Raw genomic sequence first — 18,939 nt, 5'->3', positions numbered from 1 at the left:
GGCTCCGAGCCATGATCCTCGTTATCGACAATTACGACAGCTTCACCTGGAACCTGGTCCATTACCTGATGGAACTGGGGGCTGAGGTTGAGGTGGTGCGCAACGATGCGCTGTCGGCGGGGCAGGCAATCAGCACCGGGGCTGAAGGCTTCTTGATTTCACCCGGCCCCTGCACGCCGAACGAAGCGGGGATCAGCCTGGATCTGGTTGGCGCCTGCGCCGATGCCGGCAGGCCCCTGCTGGGCGTCTGCCTGGGTCACCAATCGATCGGCCAGTATTTTGGTGGCAAGGTGGTGCGCGGTGGACTGATGCATGGCAAGACCTCGCAGGTTACCCATGATGGCACGGGTCTGTTCCAGGGCCTCCCCTCGCCCTTCACCGCAACGCGCTATCACTCGCTGATCGTTGAAGACATTCCGGACAGCCTGGTGGTCAACTGCCGGTCCGACGATGGCCACGTGATGGGCTTCCGCCATGCCAGCCTGCCGATCCACGGCGTGCAGTTCCACCCGGAAAGCATCGCCACCGAGCACGGCCACGCCATGCTCGCCAACTTCCTCGCGATCTGCGGCATCAAGGCGAAGGAACTGGCGTGAGGCATTGCCCATGAGTTTGGCGCTGGGGGAAGCCGAGGCGCTATTCGGGCGCATGCTCGATGGCGGTATGGCCGATGATCAAATCGCCTCTACCCTGATCGAGCTGGCTGACCGCGGTGAAACGGCTGCCGAAGTCGCCGGCCTGGTTCGCGCCATGCGGGCACGGATGAAGCCGGTCAGCGCTCCCACCGGCGCGATCGATGTCTGCGGCACTGGCGGCGATGGCCAGCACAGCCTCAATGTGTCGACCGCCGTGGCGCTGGTTGTTGCGGCTTGCGGCGTACCTGTGGCCAAGCATGGCAACCGCGCGGCATCCAGCAAGGCCGGCGGGGCCGATACGCTAGAAGCATTGGGCCTGAACCTCGCCCGTGCTTCAGACCTAGCCGAGCAAACCCTGCCCGACCTTGGCATCGCCTTCCTGTTCGCCCAGGCGCATCACCCCGCGCTGGCCCGCGTTGGTCCAATCCGCAAAGCGCTGGGGCGCCGGACAATCTTCAACCTTTGCGGCCCACTGGCCAACCCTGCCGGGGTAACGCGCCAGCTGGTCGGCGTCGCCCAGCCGGGCCTGATCGCGCTCTACAAGCAGGCGATGGAACTCCTCGGCACCGAGGCGGCACTGATCGTTTCGGGTGCGGAAGGGCTGGACGAACTTTCGATCGAAGGCACCAGCTATCTGGCCGCAATCGGCCTGCCCCCGCTGCCCGCCGAACTCCGGCCCGAAGATGCCGGCCTGCCCAGCCATCCGCTGGAAGACCTGCGCGGCGGCGATGCGGCCTACAATGCCGAGGCATTGCGCCGCCTGCTGCTGGGTGAAGCCGGGGCCTATCGCGACGCCGTGCTGCTCAACAGCGCAGCCGCGCTGCTGGTCGCTGGGCAGGCCGAAGATTGGTTCGAAGGCGTCGAGGAAGCCGCCGAAGCCATCGACAAGGGCCTCGCCAAGGCGCTGCTGGACTGCTGGATCGAGACTGTGAAATGACCGACAAGCTCGCCGAAATCTGCGCGACCAAGCGCGTCGAACTCGCCGCCCGCAAGCCGCAGGGGCTCAGCCACTGGCCCACCCCTTCACCCGTGCGCGGGTTTGAGGCGGCGCTGCGTGCCAAGGCCGCCGAAGGCTTCGCCCTGATTGCCGAGATCAAGAAGGCCAGCCCCTCAAAAGGCCTGATCCGCGCCGATTTTGATCCGCCGGCCCATGCCCGCGCCTATCAGGCGGGCGGCGCAGCCTGCCTCTCGGTACTGACCGACGCGCCTTACTTCCAGGGGCACGAGGATTACCTGATCGCCGCGCGCGCTGCCTGCGACTTGCCGGTGATCCGCAAGGACTTCATGGTCGATCCCTGGCAATGCGCCGAGGCCCGGGCGATGGGGGCCGATGCGATCCTGATCATCGTTGCCGCGCTGGAAGATGCCATGATGGCCGAGATCGAGGCCGCCGCCCGCGAGCAGGGCCTCGACGTGCTGGTCGAAGTACATGACGAGGCCGAGATGGAACGGGCGCTCAAGCACCTTCAGTCAAAGCTGGTCGGCGTCAACAACCGCAACCTCAAGACCTTCGAGGTCGATCTCGCCACCACCGAACGCCTCGCCGCGTTGGTCCCCGGCGATGTCTTGCTGGTCTGCGAAAGCGGGATCGGCAGCCACGCCGATTGTCAGCGCATGGCGCGCAGCAATGTCCGCACTTTCCTGGTCGGAGAAAGCCTGATGCGCCAGGCAGATGTCGAAGCGGCAACCCGCAGCCTGCTGCTCGGATAGGCTGGTCCTGCGCTGCGCTTTCTGACAAGACTGCGCCATGACCAAGCTTTCCCACCTCGACGATGCCGGTAATGCCGCGATGGTCGATGTTTCAGCCAAGCCCGCCACCGAGCGCGAGGCTATTGCCGAGGGCCGCATCACCATGTCGGCCGAGGCACTGGCCGCAATCCGCGCTGGTGCAGTTAAAAAAGGCGATGTGCTGGCGACGGCGCGGGTTGCCGGGATCATGGCCGCGAAGAAAACCAGCGAGCTGATCCCGCTGTGCCATCCGCTGATGCTGTCCAAGGTGGCGATCGATTTCGCATTTGAGGCCGATGGGCTGCGGGTCACCGCCATGGCCCGGCTTACCGGCCAGACCGGCGTGGAAATGGAGGCCCTTACAGCAGCTTCCGTCGCGCTCCTGACAATCTATGACATGGCCAAGGCGCTCGACAAGGGCATGACCATCGGCAACCTCCGCCTGCTTGAAAAGCGGGGTGGCAAGTCGGGCGACTGGAAGGCCCAGGATTGATGCCGGCACCGCTGCCGCTGGAAGAAGCCCAGGCGCGCCTGTTGGCACTGGCCGAGCCATTGCCGCTGGAGCGGGTTGATCCTCCCTCCGCGCTGGGACGCTGGCTGGCCGAGCCGCTGGTCGCGGCGCGCACCCAGCCTGCTTGCGCTGTCTCCAGCATGGATGGCTATGCCGTCGGTGAAAACGATCTTGATGGTCCGTGGCAAGTCATTGGCGAAAGCGCTGCAGGGCACCCGTTTCAGGGCCTCGTCAGCACCGGCCAGGCCGTGCGCGTCTCCACCGGCGCCGTTGTGCCCGGCGGCGCAGGTGCCGTGGTGGTGCAGGAAGATGTCACGCGCAATGACGACACGCTGATCCTGACCGGCAGTGGTCCCAGCCTGCCCGGCACATACATCCGCCGCGCCGGATCTGACTTCTCTGAAGGCAGGATGCTGGCCGAACGCGGCAAGCGGCTTGGTCCGGCGCAGGTCGCGCTCGCTCTCGCGGCGGGGCACAGGCACATCGCGGTGCGTCGCGTTCCGCGCCTCGCCATCATTGACAGCGGGGATGAGCTGGCCGCCGATCCTGCGAACTGCGCAGCGCATCAGGTCCCAGCAAGCAACGGTGCAATGCAGGCCGCCCTCGCCGCCAGCCTGCCTTGCCGCATCACCCGGCGCGAACCGGTACCCGACAACCTGGACCTGCTGATTGCCGAACTCGACGCCGCATCATCAGCAGATGTGATTGTTACCAGTGGCGGCGCATCGGTGGGGGATCACGACCTGATGATCCCGGCCTTGCGAGCCTGGGGGGCGGAGCTCGATTTCTGGAAAGTGGCGATCAAGCCGGGCAAGCCGCTGCTGGTAGCCCGCAAAGGCCAGCAAGTCGTGCTCGGCCTGCCGGGCAATCCGGTTTCAAGCTTTGTAACCGCATGGCTCTTCCTGCTGCCCTTGCTGCGCCGCCTGTCCGGTGCGCAGCAGCCGCTCCCGGTGCGGCACGAGGCGCGCCTCGCGACAGCCATGGCCGGCGGGGGCGACCGACGCGAGTTCCTGCGTGGCATCCTGAGCGGTGGCGAAGTGACCCCGGCGCTTGGCCAGGATAGCGGCGCACTTGCCGCGCTGGCAGCCAGCAATTGCCTGATCGACCGGGCCGCCAACAGCCCCATTTTGCCCGCCGGAACGCCGGTTTTCATCTATCCGCTCGAAAATGGCGGAATTGCTTGACTTGGATTCAGATGTTGCTTACCTGTTCCACATTCGTTCACTGAACGGCACGGGAACAGAGGTGTTCTCCCGGCCGCGAATGGGAGGTTAAGGGCGATGCTGACGCGTAAGCAGCATGAATTGATCCGGTTCATCCAGGTAAAGCTTGAAGAGACCGGCGTCTCCCCTTCGTTTGAGGAAATGAAGGAAGCGTTGGACCTTAAGTCCAAGTCGGGCGTCCACCGCCTGATCTCTGCGCTGGAAGAGCGCGGTTTTATCCGCCGCCTGCCCAACCGCGCCCGTGCGCTGGAAGTGCTCAAACAGCCGGAAGACGTGGTAACGAAGGCGCCGCGCGCTGCCAATTCGAACAACGCCGCTGCCGCCGTGATCCGCCCGCCAGAGGCCAAACCCGCTCCGGCTAACGACGTGATCGAGATCCCGCTGCACGGCCGGATCGCGGCCGGCGTGCCGATCGAGGCGATGGAAACCAGCGCCATGCTGCCGGTACCCGCGGCACTGCTTGGCTCGGGCGAGCACTATGCGCTTGAGGTTTCCGGGGATTCGATGATCGAAGCCGGGATCTTTGATGGTGACTATGCTCTGATCCGCAAGACCGACACCGCCCGCGATGGGGAAATCGTCGTCGCTCTGGTTCGCGGCGAGGAAGCGACGCTCAAGTACCTGCACCGCGACAACGGGATGATCCGGCTCGATCCAGCCAATGCCGCTTACGAGCCGCAGGTCTATCGTCCGGGCGAAGTGATGGTTCAGGGCAAGCTGGCTGGCCTGCTGCGCCGCTATCACTAACGGGTTGAGACGGGCCGGGGCCTGCGTGGTTCCGGCCCGATCCACCAACCATGGTCGCCCTGGCTATCGGCCACGCTGACCACCGTGCGATCCGCCAGATCGATCGCCAGCCCTCCACTCCGTTCCAGATAGTGCCGATCCGCCTTAAGCCATCTAGGCCGGCAGGATCGCGGCAACCACCGATCTGAAATCACCACATCCACCTGCCTGCACGCTGCGGCCAAGGCGCGCGCGGGCAGCCGGTCGCGCGTGCGTGTCAGGAGCAAGGACCAAACCCGCCCGCCGCGGCGAATCTGCACCAGACACAGATCAACGTTGCAGTGCGCCCCAGACCATTGATCAAGCGGACGCGGGGTTCCACTCATCCCGGCTAATTCCAAAAGCGTATCGCGCGCATAGCCTTCGCGTCCCGCACGCAGCACCAGCACTTCTCCGGGTAGTACCCCGGTCAGCCCAACATGGCGGCCATCTCCCGAAACCAGCAGATCAGGTGGCTGCAGCGTCAAAAGCAAGACCGCACCGATACCCGCTGGCACCAGCCCCCACAGGCGCACCCTGCCCGGCCACAGCGCCAGCCACAGTCCGCCCGCCACAAACAGCAGGAAGGCCCCGCGTCCCATCGCTGGAAGGGTAGTCACCGCACCCGGCTGGCTGGCGGCAAAGTGCGCCAGTCCAAGCAGCGCATCGAGCGACTGTCCGGCAAGCCACCAGGCCGGTCCGCCAAGCCCGATTGTATCGAGCAACAGCGCCAGCGCGATCAGCGGCATGGAAACGAAAGTGGTTAGCGGAATGGCGATAACATTGGCCAGGGCCCCGTAAACCCCCGACTGGTGGAAATGAAACAGGCCGATCGGCATCAACGCCAGCTCGATCACCACCCCGGTCAGCAGCAGCATGGCAAGGTTGCGCATCATCCGCGCCAGCCAGCCCTCCTCGCGGGGGGCAAGGAAGGCCTGGATCGGAGCGGCACCATGCAACGCCACGATCGCGATCACCGCCGCAAAGCTCATCTGGAAGCTCGGCCCGACCAGCGCTTCAGGCCAGAACAGCAGGACCACAAATGCCGCCACCGCCACCATCCGCAGCGACAGCGCTTCGCGCCCCAGCACCAGCGCCAGCAGCACCAGCAGAGCAGCGATGCACGAGCGCACCGTCGGCACTTCACCGCCGGTCAGCAGGGTATAACCGATCCCAGCGATGGCCCCACCCGCCGCAGCTGCCAGCGGCAGCCGCACGCGCAAGGCCAGCCAGGGCCAAAGCGCGCCCAGCCTCATTACCATGACATAGACCGCTGCGATCACCGCGCTGACATGCAGCCCGCTGATCGACAGCAGGTGGGCAAGCCCTGAATTGCGCATCGCCTCTTCGTCTGCCTCGGAAATGGATCCGCGGTCACCACTGGCATAGGCCGCCGCAATTGTCCCTGCCGATCCCGAAAGCTGAGCGCGGACATGGGCGGATAGTGCGCGCTGCACATCTTCCAGCCCCCGGCCTTGCCCACCCGACCGAAGAATGGAAATTGGCCCAAGTGCTGCGCCGGTCGCGGCGATCCCCTGAAACCAGGCCGCGCGGGCAAAGTCATAGCCCCCCGGCAGCATCGGCGGAGCGGGCGGGACGAGCCGCGCCCGGAGACGCACCGCGGCGCCAGGACGCAGCGCGGCCTGATCCAGAGCCAGGGGCACGTTGATCCGCGCCCTGATCGCCTTTCCGCTATTCGGATCACGCGTGGCCAGCAGCAGCCGCGCCCGCCCCTCCGCAGGCTGTTCCTGGCGTGACAGGACCGTGCCGACCAACTCTGCCACTTGCGGCCGCGCAATCGGCGCTGCACCGACCAGGCTGGACTTCACCCAGACGTGGCCACAGCCCAGCGCGATAGCCAGCGCGATTGCAGCCAGCGCCTGACGCAGGAAGGGGAAAGCCCCGTCCTCGCGCAGCCATATGAGCACCCCGCCGGCCATGGCGGCGCAGGTCAGCATCAGGCCCAGCCACCACCCGGCCGATGGCAGCGCAAACCACGCGCCAATCCCGGTAGCAAAGCCCACAACCAGCCACGGCGCGCGGGCAAATCCGGCGCGCACGAGGGAGCCTTCAATGGCACTAAGTCCGCTTGCCAAGTCCACGCGCTTGCGCCAAGGGCCATGCTGCATTGCAGCGACCCCTTCGGGGGCGCTCTCAAACGGCACTTCTGGCAGGGCTTCCTGGGCCATGCCCCGACAAGACAGGATGGATCGTGTAATGGCAAGTAGCGGAGCAACAAGCGAAAAAGCGGCCGGTCGTCCGGTCGTCACCCGCTTTGCCCCCTCGCCCACTGGCTATCTGCACATTGGCGGTGCGCGCACGGCGCTGTTCAACTGGCTCTACGCCCGCCACCATGGCGGCACCTATCTGCTGCGGATCGAAGATACCGACCGCGCCCGGTCGACCGAACCGGCCATTGCGGCGATCTTTGACGGGCTGGAATGGCTGGGCCTGGCCGGCGACGAACCCGCCACCTTCCAGTTCGCCCGCTCTGACCGCCATGCTGAAGTGGCCCGCCAGCTGCTCGACGCTGGCCATGCCTATCGCTGCTACCTGACCCAGGAAGAGCTCCAGGCCCGGCGCGAAGCTGCCCAGGCCGAACGCCGCACCTTCCGCATCGACAGCGAATGGCGCGATGCCGATCCGGCGACAGCGCCCGCCGGGCAACCCTTCGTGGTCCGCATCAAGGCCCCGCGCGAGGGCGAGACGGTGATCGAGGATCAGGTCCAGGGCCGCGTCGCGGTGAGCAATGCCGAACTCGACGATTTCGTCCTGCTCCGCTCTGACGGCACGCCCACATATATGCTGGCCGTGGTGGTGGACGATCACGACATGGGCGTAACCCACGTGATCCGCGGCGATGACCACCTCAACAACGCTTTCCGCCAACTCTCGATCATTCGCGCCATGGGCTGGCCCGAGCCGACCTATGCCCACGTCCCGCTGATCCACGGGCACGACGGAGCCAAGCTTTCCAAGCGCCACGGCGCGCTGGGGGTCGATGCCTATCGCGATGAACTGGGCGTGCTGCCCGAAGCGATGTTCAATTACCTGCTGCGGCTCGGCTGGGGCCATGGCGACGAAGAAATCATCAGCCGCGACCAAGCGGTCGAATGGTTCGATATTGCCCACGTCGGCAAGAGCCCGTCGCGCTTTGATCTTGCTAAGTTGCTTAATCTGAACGGCCACTATCTGCGCGAAGCAGACGACGTGCGCCTGGCCGCGCTGGTCGCTCCGCGGATGGCCGGGCCGGTCGATGAAGCCTTGCTGGCCAAAGCCATGCCCGTGCTCAAGGTGCGGGCCAAGGACCTTAACGAGCTGGCAGCCAATGCGGCCTTCCTCTTCGCCCAGCGCCCGCTGGCGATTGAGGAAAAGGCGGCAGCGCTGCTGACCGAGGATGCCCGGGCGCTGCTGGGGCAGGTAAAGACCCGTATTGAAGTGGAAAACGACTGGACTCTCGAAAGTCTCGAGGCCAGTCTGAAGGCAATGGCGGAGGAGCTTGGCCTCGGTCTCGGAAAGCTTGCGCAACCCCTTAGGGCCGCGCTAACGGGCCAGACAACCTCTCCGGGTATTTTCGACGTATTGGTTCTGCTTGGTCGGGACGAAAGCCTGGCGCGGATTGCCGCCCAGTCGGTTCCGGCCGGTGCGGCGCAGGTTTGAAGGAGCAAGTTAGGTGGGCAACCAGGTAAAGCTGAACGCGAACGGCCAGGATCACGAATATCCGGTGCTTTCGGGCAGCGTCGGTCCGGACGTGATCGACATCCGCAAGCTCTATGGCCAGACGGGCATGTTCACGTTTGACCCGGGCTTCACCAGCACGGCCAGCTGTGAAAGCGCGCTGACCTACATCGATGGCGATGAAGGCGTGCTGCTGCACCGCGGTTATCCGATCGGCCAGCTGGCTGAACATTCCAGCTTTATGGAAGTCAGCTACCTGCTGCTCAACGGTGAACTGCCGAGCCAGACCGAACTGGGCGATTTTACCCGCACCATCACCCGCCACACCATGCTGCATGAGCAGCTCGCCACCTTCTATCGCGGGTTCCGCCGCGATGCGCACCCGATGGCGATCATGTGCGGCGTGGTTGGTGCGCTGTCGGCCTTCTACCACGACAGCACCGACATTTCGGATCCGATGCAGCGCAAGATCGCCAGCCATCGCCTGATCGCCAAGATGCCGACAATTGCGGCGATGGCCTACAAGTATTCGGTCGGCCAGCCGTTCATCTATCCGGACAACAACCTGTCCTACACCGGCAACTTCCTGAAGATGACCTTCGGCGTTCCGGCCGAAGAATATGAAGTGATCCCGGCGGTTGAACGCGCGATGGACCGGATCTTCATCCTTCATGCCGACCACGAACAGAACGCCTCGACCAGCACCGTGCGCCTTGCCGGTTCGTCGGGCGCGAACCCGTTTGCCTGCATCGCGGCTGGGATTGCCTGCCTGTGGGGCCCGGCGCATGGCGGCGCGAACGAGGCCGCGCTCAACATGCTCAAGGAAATCGGCACGCCCGACAAGATTCCACACTACATTGAGCGCGCCAAGGACAAGAACGATCCGTTCCGCCTGATGGGCTTCGGTCACCGCGTCTACAAGAACTATGACCCGCGCGCGACCGTGATGCAGAAAACCGTGCGCGAAGTGTTCGATGCGCTGAAGGTTACCGATCCGCTGTTCGAAACCGCGCTTCGCCTTGAAGAGATCGCGCTCAGCGATCCCTACTTCATCGAAAAGAAGCTGTTCCCGAATGTGGACTTCTATTCGGGCATCATCCTTTCGGCGATCGGCTTCCCGACCACCATGTTCACCGCGCTCTTCGCCCTGGCCCGCACCGTCGGCTGGGTGGCGCAGTGGAACGAAATGATCAGCGATCCAGGCCAGAAGATCGGGCGTCCGCGCCAGCTCTACACCGGCCCGACGCAGCGCGATTACGTTCCGGTGGGCAATCGCTAAACGCCGGTTCGGCGCAGCCGCAAGATTTCTTGTGCCCGGTTTCTCAAGAGAAACCGGTTGGCTGCGCCAGCTCAACACCGGCCCGACGCAGCGCGATTACGTTCCGGTGGGCAGGCGCTGATCGCCTTGCAGGACGTTACGCCAACGTCCTGCTCGACAAATTGCCGAATAAAGCAGACACTCCCTCGATCAGGCAGCCAACAACGGCGCCGATCGGGGGAGTTCTGTTATGGCCGTCATTCGTTTTCTGCTGAGCGTTATCGCCGTTCTGGCGATTGCCATGGGGCTGTTGTGGATTGGCCAGGGTCTGGGGATCATCATGTGGCCCAGTTCCAGCTTCATGCTGGCTGACCGCCAGTGGGCCGTGAACGGGGCAGTTCTGGCGCTACTCGGCGCAGTCGGACTCTGGCTGCTGCGCCGTCGTCGGACGTAGCGCCAGCAAATCAGCCGGCACATCAAGGATAAACCGCGCGCCTTGCCCGGGTGCGCTGTCTATCATCAGGTCCCCGCCCATGGCGCGGGCCAGGCGCCGCGAGATGTAAAGGCCAAGACCAGAGCCGCCATCTTCATTGCTGCGGCCGAGCCGCTCAAACTTTTCGAACACCTTGACCTGCTGCTCGCTTGAAAGGCCCGGCCCCTGGTCAGCCACCACCAGCCGTGCCCGCGAACCGGCATCTTCCAGCCGGATCCAGACCTGCGAATTGTCCGGGGCATAGCGAATCGCATTGCCAACCAGATTGAGCAGGATCTGCAGAACCCGGCGAAATTCGGCGATCGCAGGCAGGTGCTCACCCGGTTTGGGAGCGTCAATTGAGATTCCGCGCTCCTGCGCCCGTACGGTCAGGATTCCGGCCGCACGGCGGGCCACATCCGCCAGGTCGATCCGGTCCGGCGCGGTATTGAAATCATCGGATTCGACAACCTCAAGATCGGTCAGGTCCTCAACCAGCGAGAGCAGATGCTGACCTGCTGCGGCGATATCTGCGGCATAGGCAGCATATTCTTCGGCCAGCGGCCCGGCCAGACGCGTACGGATCGTTTCGGCATTGGCGATGATCCGGGCAATAGGCTGGCGCAACACAGGGGCAATGTCACGTCCAACAGGGCCAGGCTCGTTGCTGGGCATGCGCGCTTCGCCAATTGCTGGTAAGGGCGGCGAAACAGGGACAGGCAGGACCGTCTCGGAAGTCAGGCATAGTTCAAAGGCCTGAATTTCGCCCGTGACATCGGCTTTTGGGATCAGGGTGGCGCGCCATTTGCGCTCCGAACCGGGAACGCGGACCTCTGCCCCGTCAAGCAGGCGCCAATGGACCGGCTGGCGGTGCGAACTGCCCTCAACCGCGATAAAGTCTGTCCAGGGGCGTCCGACCCCGGCCAGCATTGCTTCGCACAGTTCACCGAGGTCCGAAGCCTCGGCGTTGACGGTGATGATGTTCTGTCCGCCATCCAGCACGGCGATCAGTTCAGCCACGGTCCGATCGATCGCAATGCGGCGCGCCACTGTCTCGTTCAGGTTCTCCGCCGGCAGCGGCGTGGCCTGCCAGCTAACGATGCCAATCTGGCACGAACCGGTCTCAGGATCGGGCTCAACCTCAACCCATGCCGAAATGGCATCCTGCCCGTCGGTGGCTTCCATGCGCCGCGCCAGTTTGAGGCCAAGTATGCGCGCGCGCTGAACGAGGTCACGCAGCGCCGGAATCGCGATCGGACCGGGAACATCACCGCCGCAGCGTTCCTGTAGCGTCGCCACAACTTCGTCGGCCGATGTCAGCACATCGGTCCCGTCGCACGAAGCGCGGGCCAGGAAGGCGCCGCCGGTGGTCATCGCTTAGCGGCCCACCCCCGCGAAAGAATGTGTAAGCAGCGCGGCAGCGCGGTCAGCGCCAAGGCTGCTCAACCCTTCTGGCAGGGAAACATCGGGGTGGATCGCCAGGAACTGTTCCTCAATCCCGTCGGGCCGAACGCCCGCAGCGCGCAGCGCCAGGGCAAGGCGGGCCAGCTGCCCCTCATGCGCCGCCAGCGCGGTGAGGTCGCGATCCTGGCCAGAGCCAAGCGATAGCGCCGTCAGGAACAGGCCAACCCCGGCGTGGCTGACCGCCAGTGCCGCGGTCGCCCCGCCGCCCATGCCAATCACCAGCCGCGACATCAAGCCAAGCCGGCTGCGCCCTTCGTCATAGCCGGCACGCAGCGCGGCTTCTGCCTTGGCGATCACCTCAACTTCGGCCTCAACCGTGCGCAGCACCTGCAAGATAATGTGAAACAGATCGGCCGGCAGCTCGTCGAGCGGCAATTGCATCCGGCGCTGGGCCTGGACGAACCGCGCCTGCGCGGCCAGCAGGGCCATCGCGCTGACCGCCGTGGCGTTGTCCGGGGAGGCAATCAGGGCCTGCAGCAAGGGCGATAGCACTGGATCAAGCGCAAGCCGCGCCTGCAGCCGTTCAGCCAATTGGAATTCCAGCGCCTGAGCATGAACGTGCGCCAGCAGCGCCGATCGACCGACCAATGCGGAAACTACGTGCTCAATTGTTTCCTGAGTGTATTCGCGGCGCGGCGTGCCCTGTGCATCCTCGATCGCATCAAGCATCTGCCTGACTAGATGATCGATCATCCCACGCACCCGGGCGACAATCTCGTCGTTGAACAGCGAGTGGTCATCGTTCGCCAGAAAATGCTGCAAAATCGGCCCAATTGAACCAATTACGGCATCGCCCTGCGCCAGCTCTTCGCGCAGCACGTCCTCGACGGTGGGTTCGACCCGGCCCGGTGCAAACATCTCGCTCATCCGGCAGCTCTTAGGTCAATTTTGGTTAAGATGGCGTTAGCCTTGCAGCCCCAGTAGGCCACAGGATTCCACAGGCTGCGAGTAAAAGCGCAAGTCCGTAAACAACCGGAGCAGCAAGCCCAGCCAAGAGCGCCAGAACGATCACCAGCGCCAGAAAAGCCCGGTCTTCCAACCAATATGTCCAAGGTGCCTGGGTCACACGCGGAACGATCCGTAACAGGGCCATCAGGATCAACGGCGCAAAGAACCGATCCAAGCCCGTTTGCCACGGTGTTGCCGGCGCAGCCCAGCCAATCAACAGCACCATCAGCGCATCGGTGCTCCAATCAAACAAGCTATGCCAGTTGACCCCACGGCCTGGCGGCACCACCCGGTCCGCCTCAATCCGCTTGAGCACCACGCTTGCCTCCCCCAGCAGCCAGGCGAGTGCGGCCAACCCCAGCGCAGGTCCCGGCCAGCCAAGCCAACCCGTCCCCAGCGCAAGCACCAGCAGCATCACCGCTGCCCCGGTAACAAAACGTGATCCGCTTCCAGCGTGAAGCAATGCCGGACCAAAACTGCGCACAAGCAAGCGTGCAAGGCCGCGGGTGGGATTGAACGGTCGCGCGTGCCGGATCCGGCGGCGGATCCACAGTGGTTCAAGGGCATGGGCCTGCTCTTCATTGTCGAGCAGTGTCCAGAAACCGTCACCCTGGCCGGCGGGCGGGAGCGGCCGCTGCGCCACCCCGGCCTGCAAAGCAATCCGCAAGAGCGCCGAAAAGGCGTCGCAGTCATGCGGCAGATCAGCCAAGCGTTCCACCAGACGCCCCGGGATGCGCAGGGCACCGCCACTCGCCTGGGTTGGATCAATCCGCTCAAACCCTGCTTCCACACCGGTCGCGGCCGGTTGCACCAGCACCGCCGCACCAGGTTCAAGCAAGGCAACGGCATCGCTGACCGAGGCAAACAGGCCGTCGGCCAGCGCGATCACCTCATCCATCGCGGTAACCTGGCCCAGCAGGCCATGTGGCCCCGGGATCAGCTGAAACCGTGCCCCGGCGCGCTCTGCCTCATGCTGAAGCGCGGCGATCTCTGGCGTCATCCGGTTGGCCAGGCAGAAAATCCGCTCGCAACCCATCGACAACACCAGGACCAGCTGTTCCAGCGCCACCGAAACGCCACCCACGCGCAAGGCACCGCGCGGGGCGGTACCAGTTTCCAGCATGGAGATGAGCGCGACCCGCAGTTCGGCCTCCGCAATGATCGAGTTGAGGGAAGAGCCGGCAGACTACCGGCTCAATCCGCGCGACACAAGTCGCGAGCCCTCCGATCAGGCGGCGTATTCGTCCAAAAAGGCCTTGATCCTGCGAACCGCCAGGGGGTCACCGGGCGCGGCATCCAGTGCTTCTTCAGCCAACCCGATCAGCGCATCGGCGTGAAAACTGGCCGCCAAACCTTTGATCCGCATCGCAGTAATTTGCCAATTGCCATCGCAGCGCGCCCGCCGGAGCAGGTCCACTTGCCGTGCAAGGCTGTCAACAAAAGCCTGCCGCAGTTCGGCAAACAGCGCCGCATCTTCACCAGCAGCGGCCGAAAGCGTGGCATCAAGGGATCCAACTTCGTAAGCCATGGTCAAGACCTATGGCAGGAAAGGGTTAAAGTGGGGTTTATTAGTGGCTTTTGCGTGGTAACAGGTTAACCATGACGAGAAGATCACGCATAACTGCGATCGATGCAGACATGCCGAACGGCGTGTCGCCCGAAGCCGAATCCGATCTGGACGCGTTCGTGTCTGAGGATGCGTGGTTTGAAAGCCCCGGCACGGACGATCTGGTCGAAATTGATGACAGCCCAGCCCCCCGTCGCGCCTGGTGGCCCATCGCCGCCGCCACGCTATCAATCCTGCTAATAGCGGGCTGGACGGCATTGTTTTTCATCGCGCATCAGGCGGAACTGCTCGCCGGCGGAACACCGCAGCAGTGGGCCACCTGGCTGACTGACTGGTCGGCTCCGGTGCTGCTTGTTGGGGTTTGCTGGCTGCTGGCGCTGCGACATAGCCGCCGCGAGGCCAGCCGCTTTACCGACGTCGCACGACACCTTTCTCAGGAATCTGCGGCCCTCGAAATGCGACTCAATACGGTTAACAGCGAACTGAGCCTGGCCCGTGAATTCATCGCCGCCCAGGCCCGCGATCTCGATTCGCTTGGCCGTGTTGCGGTTGAACGGTTGTCGGAACATGCCGCGCAACTCGCCACACTGGTCGCGGACAACGGCACCCGCGTTGAAACGCTCGGTTCGGTCAGCGCCGCAGCGCTGGAGAATATGGAAAAGTTGCGCGGCCAACTGCCTGTCATCGCCAGCTCAGCCAAGGATGTGACCAATACCATCGCCGCCGCGGGGCGGACGGCCCATACGCAAATCGAGGATCTGGTCACCGGCTTCAACAAGCTCAACCAATTTGGCCAGGCCAGCGAACGACAGGTTGCCGCCCTCACCGATCGGATCGACGCGGCCATTGCGGAATTCACCCGCCAGACAGAGCAGCTTGATACCATTGCCAGTGCCCGTTTCGCCGAATTGGCAGAGCGTGGCGAGGCTTTCCGCGGCGAACTGGATGCCCACGAAGTGGCGGCCTTGACCAATGTCCGCACGCGCGCCGCAGCGCTCGCCGCTGAACTTGCAGAAACGCGCAGCCTGTTGGATCGCAGCGAAGAAGAAAGCCTCTTGTCGTTGCGGTCGCGTCTCAACGCCGTCCGCGATGAAGGGTCCGCGATCGGTCGATCGCTGCGCGAGGCCGAAGCAACCGCGCTTGAAGCCTGGAAGGGTGCCACCAGCCGCTTGGTTGAAGACCTGCGCATTGCCATCAGCCAGATCAGCGAAATCGATGAGCAGGGCCTTAAGTCTGCCCGCAAGCGCCTGACCGAACTGGCCAAGGAAGCTGAGGATGTCGACCAGCGCCTGGCCGAGCGCGACCGCCTCTTCGCTGAGGAACTTGAACGCCGTCGCAGCGATCTTGCCACGCGGCATGAAGAATTCGGTGATACGCTCAAACTCCAGATGGATGCGCTGGACCAGGTGCTGGCGGAACGCCGCGCCGAGCAGGAAGAGCGAGCCCGCCAGATGCTGGCCTATACCACCGAGATAGCCAGCCAACTGGAAACCTTCGGCGAAAGCATGAACCAGGCGGCATCGCAGGGCAGCGCTGCGCAAAGCAATCTTGCCGCAAGCTTTGCCAATCTGGCCGAGCGCCTTGCCGCCAGCCAGGACGCCTTGGCCGTGACCGACAAGACCGTTCTGGAGCTGACCGACAATTCTGTCCGCTTGCTTGAGTTGATCCAAGCCAGTGCAACCCACGCAGCAAATGAGCTTCCGGTTGCAATGGGCGCCAGTGAAGCCAAGCTCGCTGAAATAGAACAACGCACCGCCGCACTGCGGGAAGCGGCCAAGGACGCTGAGGAACGCGGTGCCGGTCTGCTGGGGAATATCGAGCGCAGCGATGCTCTGCTCGGCGAAATCAAGGGCAAGACCGAAGACCAGGCCAATGCTTTGAGCGCAATCCAGCAAACGTTGGCGGCCACCCGGGGCGAAAGCCTTGCCTTGGCCGAACAGGCTCAGGCCGAATTGAGCACTGCGATTGAAGCGCTGATCAGCAAGGCCCGCGAAGCGGTTGGAGAGCTTGAAAGCGGTAGTGCAGGGGCAGTGAACGCACTGGCAGAGCAACTGGCCGCGCAGAGCGGTGCTGCGATTGATGCCGCGGTACGTGCGCGTACGGTTGAAGTGGCGGAGCAACTTGAAGCGGCCGCTGCACGGGCTTCGGGCGTAAGCCGTGAAGCCGCAATCCATCTGCGTGACCAACTGGCCAAGGTCAACGAATTGGCAAGCAATCTCGAACGCCGCGTGGCCCAGACCCGCGCGCGCGCCGAAGAGCAAGTTGACAATGACTTTTCGCGCCGGGTGGCATTGATCACCGAAGCCCTCAATTCAAACGCCATCGATATTGCCAAGGCAATGGACGCCGATGTCGCTGACACGGCCTGGGCAGCTTACCTGAAAGGAGACCGTGGCGTCTTTACCCGCCGCGCTGTCAAGCTGCTGGAACCGGCTGAGAGCAAAGCCGTTGCGCGTCTGTTCCAGGACGAAGCAGGCTTCCGCGAGCATGTCAGCCGCTACATCCACGATTTCGAAGCTATGCTGCGCCAGCTGCTATCGACCCGCGATGGCCATGCCATGGGCGTGACCTTACTCAGCAGCGACATGGGCAAGCTTTATGTCGTCCTGGCCCAGGCGATTGAGCGGCTGCGGAACTGAGTTAGATCCAGATACGGCGCCAACCGGCGCCGTATCCTAAATCTCGACCTGGCTGCCCAGCTCGACCACGCGGTTGGTGGGCAGACGGAAGAATTCCATAGCGCTGGCGGCATTGCGAAGCATCCAGGCGAACAGCTTTTCGCGCCACAGCGCCATGCCCGGCTTGGCCGAAGGCAGCAACGTTTGGCGCGAGAGGAAAAAGCTGGTCTTCATCATTTCGAACGGACCGCCGCAGATGTCCGAACGCTTGAGTGCAGCCGGCACGTCAGTCTCTTCCAGGAAGCCATACCGCAGCGACATCCGGTAGAAGCCCTGCCCCAGGTCCTTGACGCTGCACCGTTCCGCCTCGTCAACAAAGGGCACGTCCTGGATCGCCACAGTCAGGATCACCACGCGTTCGTGGAGCACCTTGTTGTGCTTGATATTGTGCAGCAACGCCGAAGGCACCCCCGATGCCGTGGAGGCCATGAAAATCGCCGTACCCGGCACCCGCGTCGCGCTGGAATGCGCGCTCTTGGCGAAGACCTCCATCGGGATCGCGCCTTCGGCCATTGATGCCCGCATCAGCGCCCGCCCGCGCGACCACGAGGTCAGCAGGGTAAAGATCGCCAGGCCGATAACCAGTGGCACCCACCCGCCCGAAGGCACCTTGAGCAGGTTGGCACCGAGATAGGCCATGTCGACAATGATAAAGGCCCCCACCAGCGGGGCAGCCTTCCAAAGCGGCCAACGCCACAGGCTAACCAGCACGGCCGCCAGCAGGATCGTGTCGATGAACATCGCCCCCGTCACCGCAATGCCATAGGCCGCCGCCAGATTGCTGGATGACTGGAAGAACAGCACCAGGAAGATCACCGCGATCATCAGGCCCCAATTGATCACCGGAATATAGATCTGCCCTGCGGCCGAGGCGCTGGTATGCTTGATCTGCATGCGCGGCATGAAGCCCAGTTGCACCGCTTGCTGCGTCAGGCTGAAGGCGCCGGAAATGACCGCTTGGCTAGCGATGATCGTGGCCAACAGTGCCAGGAAGATTACCGGCAGGCGCACTACATCGGGGATCATCAGGAAGAACGGATCCTTGATCAGCAACGCGGCCTGCTCAGGCGTTTGCGACAGGACCATTGCTCCCTGCCCCATGTAGTTCAGCATCAGCGCCGGCAGGACAAAGGTCATCCAGCTGACCCCGATCGGCTTGCGCCCGAAGTGGCCCATATCAGCGTACAGCGCTTCGGCCCCGGTCACCGCCAGGACGACCGAACCCATCGCGACAAAGGCCCGGAACCCATCGGTAACGAAGAAATTGATCGCGTTGAGCGGGTTGATTGTTTCCAGCACGATTTGCGGCATGGCAGCCAGGTGCATCACACCCAGCGCGGCGAGGGTCGCAAAATAGAGCAGCATGATCGGCCCGAATAGTCGGCCGACGCGCTCGGTCCCGCGCGACTGGATCGCAAACAGGCCAAACAGGATCGCCACGGCGATCGGCACAATCCAGGCTTCGAACCCCGGATTGACGTATTGCAGGCCTTCGGTGGCCGAAAGCACCGACATGGCCGGGGTGATCATCGAATCCCCATAAAACAGCGCTGTCGCGAACACGCCCAGCAGCACGAAGGGGCCGGTCCACTTGCGGTTTTCCGACTTGCGGTTGATCAGCGCGAGCAAGGCCAGACTTCCGCCCTCACCCTTGTTATCGGCCTTCATGATGGTCAGGACGTACTTGAACGTCACCACGATCATCATCGACCAGAACACCAGGCTCAGCACCCCGTGGATGTGGACCGGATCGACCTGGATCCCCGGAACGCCGTGGTGCGAGGCAAAGGTTTCACGGAAGGCATAGAGCGGGCTGGTGCCGATATCGCCGAACACCACGCCGATCGCTCCCAGCGCCAGTTTGGCGAGGCTGCCCTGGGCATGGCCCTGCCCATGCCCATGTTCGTGAGCAAACTGGGCGGCGGCAGCTCCGCTCTCGGAATTCGCGGTATCAATCATCATTGCGCCCCATGTTCGGCGAGACTCGACCCGCCCCCTGCCGCAAGGTGTGT

At 63.8% G+C, this 18,939-nt stretch carries 16 protein-coding genes; 10 read left to right on the top strand and 6 right to left on the bottom strand.

Annotation, left to right across the window (positions count from 1 at the left end):
* Positions 1 to 11: 11 nt before the first annotated feature.
* The 6 genes from RQP55_RS05670 to lexA all read left to right on the top strand — a co-directional run bounded on the left by RQP55_RS05670 (position 12) and on the right by lexA (position 4,844).
* Complete coding sequence (locus RQP55_RS05670; RefSeq protein WP_315609212.1) at positions 12 to 596, top strand: aminodeoxychorismate/anthranilate synthase component II; 585 nt, start codon at positions 12 to 14, stop codon at positions 594 to 596.
* Between the two features lie 10 nt (positions 597 to 606).
* A complete protein-coding gene (trpD, locus tag RQP55_RS05665) occupies positions 607 to 1,572 on the top strand; it encodes an anthranilate phosphoribosyltransferase (protein ID WP_315609211.1) in 966 nt (321 codons plus the stop codon).
* Positions 1,569 to 2,345, top strand: coding sequence for an indole-3-glycerol phosphate synthase TrpC (trpC, locus tag RQP55_RS05660; protein ID WP_315609210.1), 777 nt, complete (start codon positions 1,569 to 1,571; stop codon positions 2,343 to 2,345). The genes trpD and trpC overlap by 4 nt, the downstream gene beginning before the upstream one ends.
* Positions 2,346 to 2,382: 37 nt before the next feature.
* Positions 2,383 to 2,856 (top strand): cyclic pyranopterin monophosphate synthase MoaC, encoded by a 474-nt coding sequence (gene moaC, locus RQP55_RS05655; RefSeq protein WP_315609209.1) that lies wholly within the window; start codon positions 2,383 to 2,385, stop codon positions 2,854 to 2,856.
* Positions 2,856 to 4,058, top strand: a complete 1,203-nt coding sequence (locus RQP55_RS05650; RefSeq protein WP_315609208.1) for a molybdopterin molybdotransferase MoeA — start codon at positions 2,856 to 2,858, stop codon at positions 4,056 to 4,058. The genes moaC and RQP55_RS05650 overlap by 1 nt, the downstream gene beginning before the upstream one ends.
* Positions 4,059 to 4,154: 96 nt before the next feature.
* Positions 4,155 to 4,844 carry a transcriptional repressor LexA gene (gene lexA / locus RQP55_RS05645; protein WP_315609207.1) on the top strand — a complete coding sequence of 230 codons (690 nt, stop codon included), beginning with the start codon at positions 4,155 to 4,157 and terminating at the stop codon, positions 4,842 to 4,844.
* Here lexA and RQP55_RS05640 read toward each other — a convergent pair.
* The gene (locus RQP55_RS05640; RefSeq protein WP_315609206.1) at positions 4,841 to 7,051 is read right to left on the bottom strand and encodes a ComEC/Rec2 family competence protein; all 2,211 of its coding nucleotides are present in this window, start codon (positions 7,049 to 7,051) and stop codon (positions 4,841 to 4,843) included. The genes lexA and RQP55_RS05640 overlap by 4 nt on opposite strands.
* A 28-nt stretch (positions 7,052 to 7,079) precedes the next feature.
* On the opposite strand from RQP55_RS05640, the gene gltX reads away from it, so the two are divergent.
* The 3 genes from gltX to RQP55_RS05625 all read left to right on the top strand — a co-directional run bounded on the left by gltX (position 7,080) and on the right by RQP55_RS05625 (position 10,252).
* Positions 7,080 to 8,522 carry a glutamate--tRNA ligase gene (gene gltX / locus RQP55_RS05635; protein WP_315609205.1) on the top strand — a complete coding sequence of 481 codons (1,443 nt, stop codon included), beginning with the start codon at positions 7,080 to 7,082 and terminating at the stop codon, positions 8,520 to 8,522.
* A gap of 13 nt (positions 8,523 to 8,535) precedes the next feature.
* The gene (locus tag RQP55_RS05630; protein ID WP_315609204.1) at positions 8,536 to 9,819 is read left to right on the top strand and encodes a citrate synthase; all 1,284 of its coding nucleotides are present in this window, start codon (positions 8,536 to 8,538) and stop codon (positions 9,817 to 9,819) included.
* Positions 9,820 to 10,048: 229 nt separating this feature from the next.
* On the top strand, positions 10,049 to 10,252 hold the full coding sequence (locus RQP55_RS05625) for a hypothetical protein (protein ID WP_315609203.1): 204 nt from the start codon (positions 10,049 to 10,051) through the stop codon (positions 10,250 to 10,252).
* Here RQP55_RS05625 and RQP55_RS05620 read toward each other — a convergent pair.
* The 4 genes from RQP55_RS05620 to RQP55_RS05605 all read right to left on the bottom strand — a co-directional run bounded on the left by RQP55_RS05620 (position 10,205) and on the right by RQP55_RS05605 (position 14,210).
* Entirely contained in the window at positions 10,205 to 11,644 is a 1,440-nt protein-coding gene (locus RQP55_RS05620; RefSeq protein WP_315609202.1) for a HAMP domain-containing sensor histidine kinase, read from the bottom strand. The two genes, RQP55_RS05625 and RQP55_RS05620, sit on opposite strands and share 48 nt — an antisense overlap.
* Before the next feature lie 3 nt (positions 11,645 to 11,647).
* Positions 11,648 to 12,601, bottom strand: a complete 954-nt coding sequence (locus RQP55_RS05615) for a hypothetical protein (RefSeq protein WP_315609201.1) — start codon at positions 12,599 to 12,601, stop codon at positions 11,648 to 11,650.
* Positions 12,602 to 12,626: 25 nt separating this feature from the next.
* Positions 12,627 to 13,805, bottom strand: a complete 1,179-nt coding sequence (locus RQP55_RS05610) for a hypothetical protein (protein ID WP_315609200.1) — start codon at positions 13,803 to 13,805, stop codon at positions 12,627 to 12,629.
* A 105-nt stretch (positions 13,806 to 13,910) separates the two neighbouring features.
* Complete coding sequence (locus tag RQP55_RS05605; protein WP_315609199.1) at positions 13,911 to 14,210, bottom strand: Hpt domain-containing protein; 300 nt, start codon at positions 14,208 to 14,210, stop codon at positions 13,911 to 13,913.
* A 71-nt stretch (positions 14,211 to 14,281) separates the two neighbouring features.
* Between RQP55_RS05605 and RQP55_RS05600 the strand changes: the two genes are divergently transcribed.
* A complete protein-coding gene (locus tag RQP55_RS05600; RefSeq protein WP_315609198.1) occupies positions 14,282 to 16,888 on the top strand; it encodes an ATPase in 2,607 nt (868 codons plus the stop codon).
* A gap of 36 nt (positions 16,889 to 16,924) precedes the next feature.
* Here the strand turns inward: RQP55_RS05600 and RQP55_RS05595 are convergent, their stop codons facing one another.
* A complete protein-coding gene (locus RQP55_RS05595) occupies positions 16,925 to 18,886 on the bottom strand; it encodes a potassium transporter Kup (protein WP_315609197.1) in 1,962 nt (653 codons plus the stop codon).
* Between the last annotated feature and the right edge of the window lie 53 nt (positions 18,887 to 18,939).

The organism is Novosphingobium sp. APW14, assembly GCF_032337075.1.
Classification (GTDB): domain Bacteria; phylum Pseudomonadota; class Alphaproteobacteria; order Sphingomonadales; family Sphingomonadaceae; genus Novosphingobium.
This window is presented reverse-complemented; position numbering and strand designations above follow the sequence as displayed.

Coding starts and splice junctions, on each gene's coding strand:
- RQP55_RS05640 (WP_315609206.1), bottom strand. CDS start 7,051: ATGGCCCAGGAAGCCCTGCCAGAAGTGCCGTTTGAGAGCGCCCCCGAA.
- RQP55_RS05620 (WP_315609202.1), bottom strand. CDS start 11,644: ATGACCACCGGCGGCGCCTTCCTGGCCCGCGCTTCGTGCGACGGGACC.
- RQP55_RS05595 (WP_315609197.1), bottom strand. CDS start 18,886: ATGATTGATACCGCGAATTCCGAGAGCGGAGCTGCCGCCGCCCAGTTT.
- trpD (WP_315609211.1), top strand. CDS start 607: ATGAGTTTGGCGCTGGGGGAAGCCGAGGCGCTATTCGGGCGCATGCTC.
- gltX (WP_315609205.1), top strand. CDS start 7,080: ATGGCAAGTAGCGGAGCAACAAGCGAAAAAGCGGCCGGTCGTCCGGTC.
- RQP55_RS05670 (WP_315609212.1), top strand. CDS start 12: ATGATCCTCGTTATCGACAATTACGACAGCTTCACCTGGAACCTGGTC.
- RQP55_RS05600 (WP_315609198.1), top strand. CDS start 14,282: ATGACGAGAAGATCACGCATAACTGCGATCGATGCAGACATGCCGAAC.
- lexA (WP_315609207.1), top strand. CDS start 4,155: ATGCTGACGCGTAAGCAGCATGAATTGATCCGGTTCATCCAGGTAAAG.
- trpC (WP_315609210.1), top strand. CDS start 1,569: ATGACCGACAAGCTCGCCGAAATCTGCGCGACCAAGCGCGTCGAACTC.
- RQP55_RS05615 (WP_315609201.1), bottom strand. CDS start 12,601: ATGAGCGAGATGTTTGCACCGGGCCGGGTCGAACCCACCGTCGAGGAC.
- moaC (WP_315609209.1), top strand. CDS start 2,383: ATGACCAAGCTTTCCCACCTCGACGATGCCGGTAATGCCGCGATGGTC.
- RQP55_RS05650 (WP_315609208.1), top strand. CDS start 2,856: ATGCCGGCACCGCTGCCGCTGGAAGAAGCCCAGGCGCGCCTGTTGGCA.
- RQP55_RS05625 (WP_315609203.1), top strand. CDS start 10,049: ATGGCCGTCATTCGTTTTCTGCTGAGCGTTATCGCCGTTCTGGCGATT.
- RQP55_RS05610 (WP_315609200.1), bottom strand. CDS start 13,805: ATGCTGGAAACTGGTACCGCCCCGCGCGGTGCCTTGCGCGTGGGTGGC.
- RQP55_RS05605 (WP_315609199.1), bottom strand. CDS start 14,210: ATGGCTTACGAAGTTGGATCCCTTGATGCCACGCTTTCGGCCGCTGCT.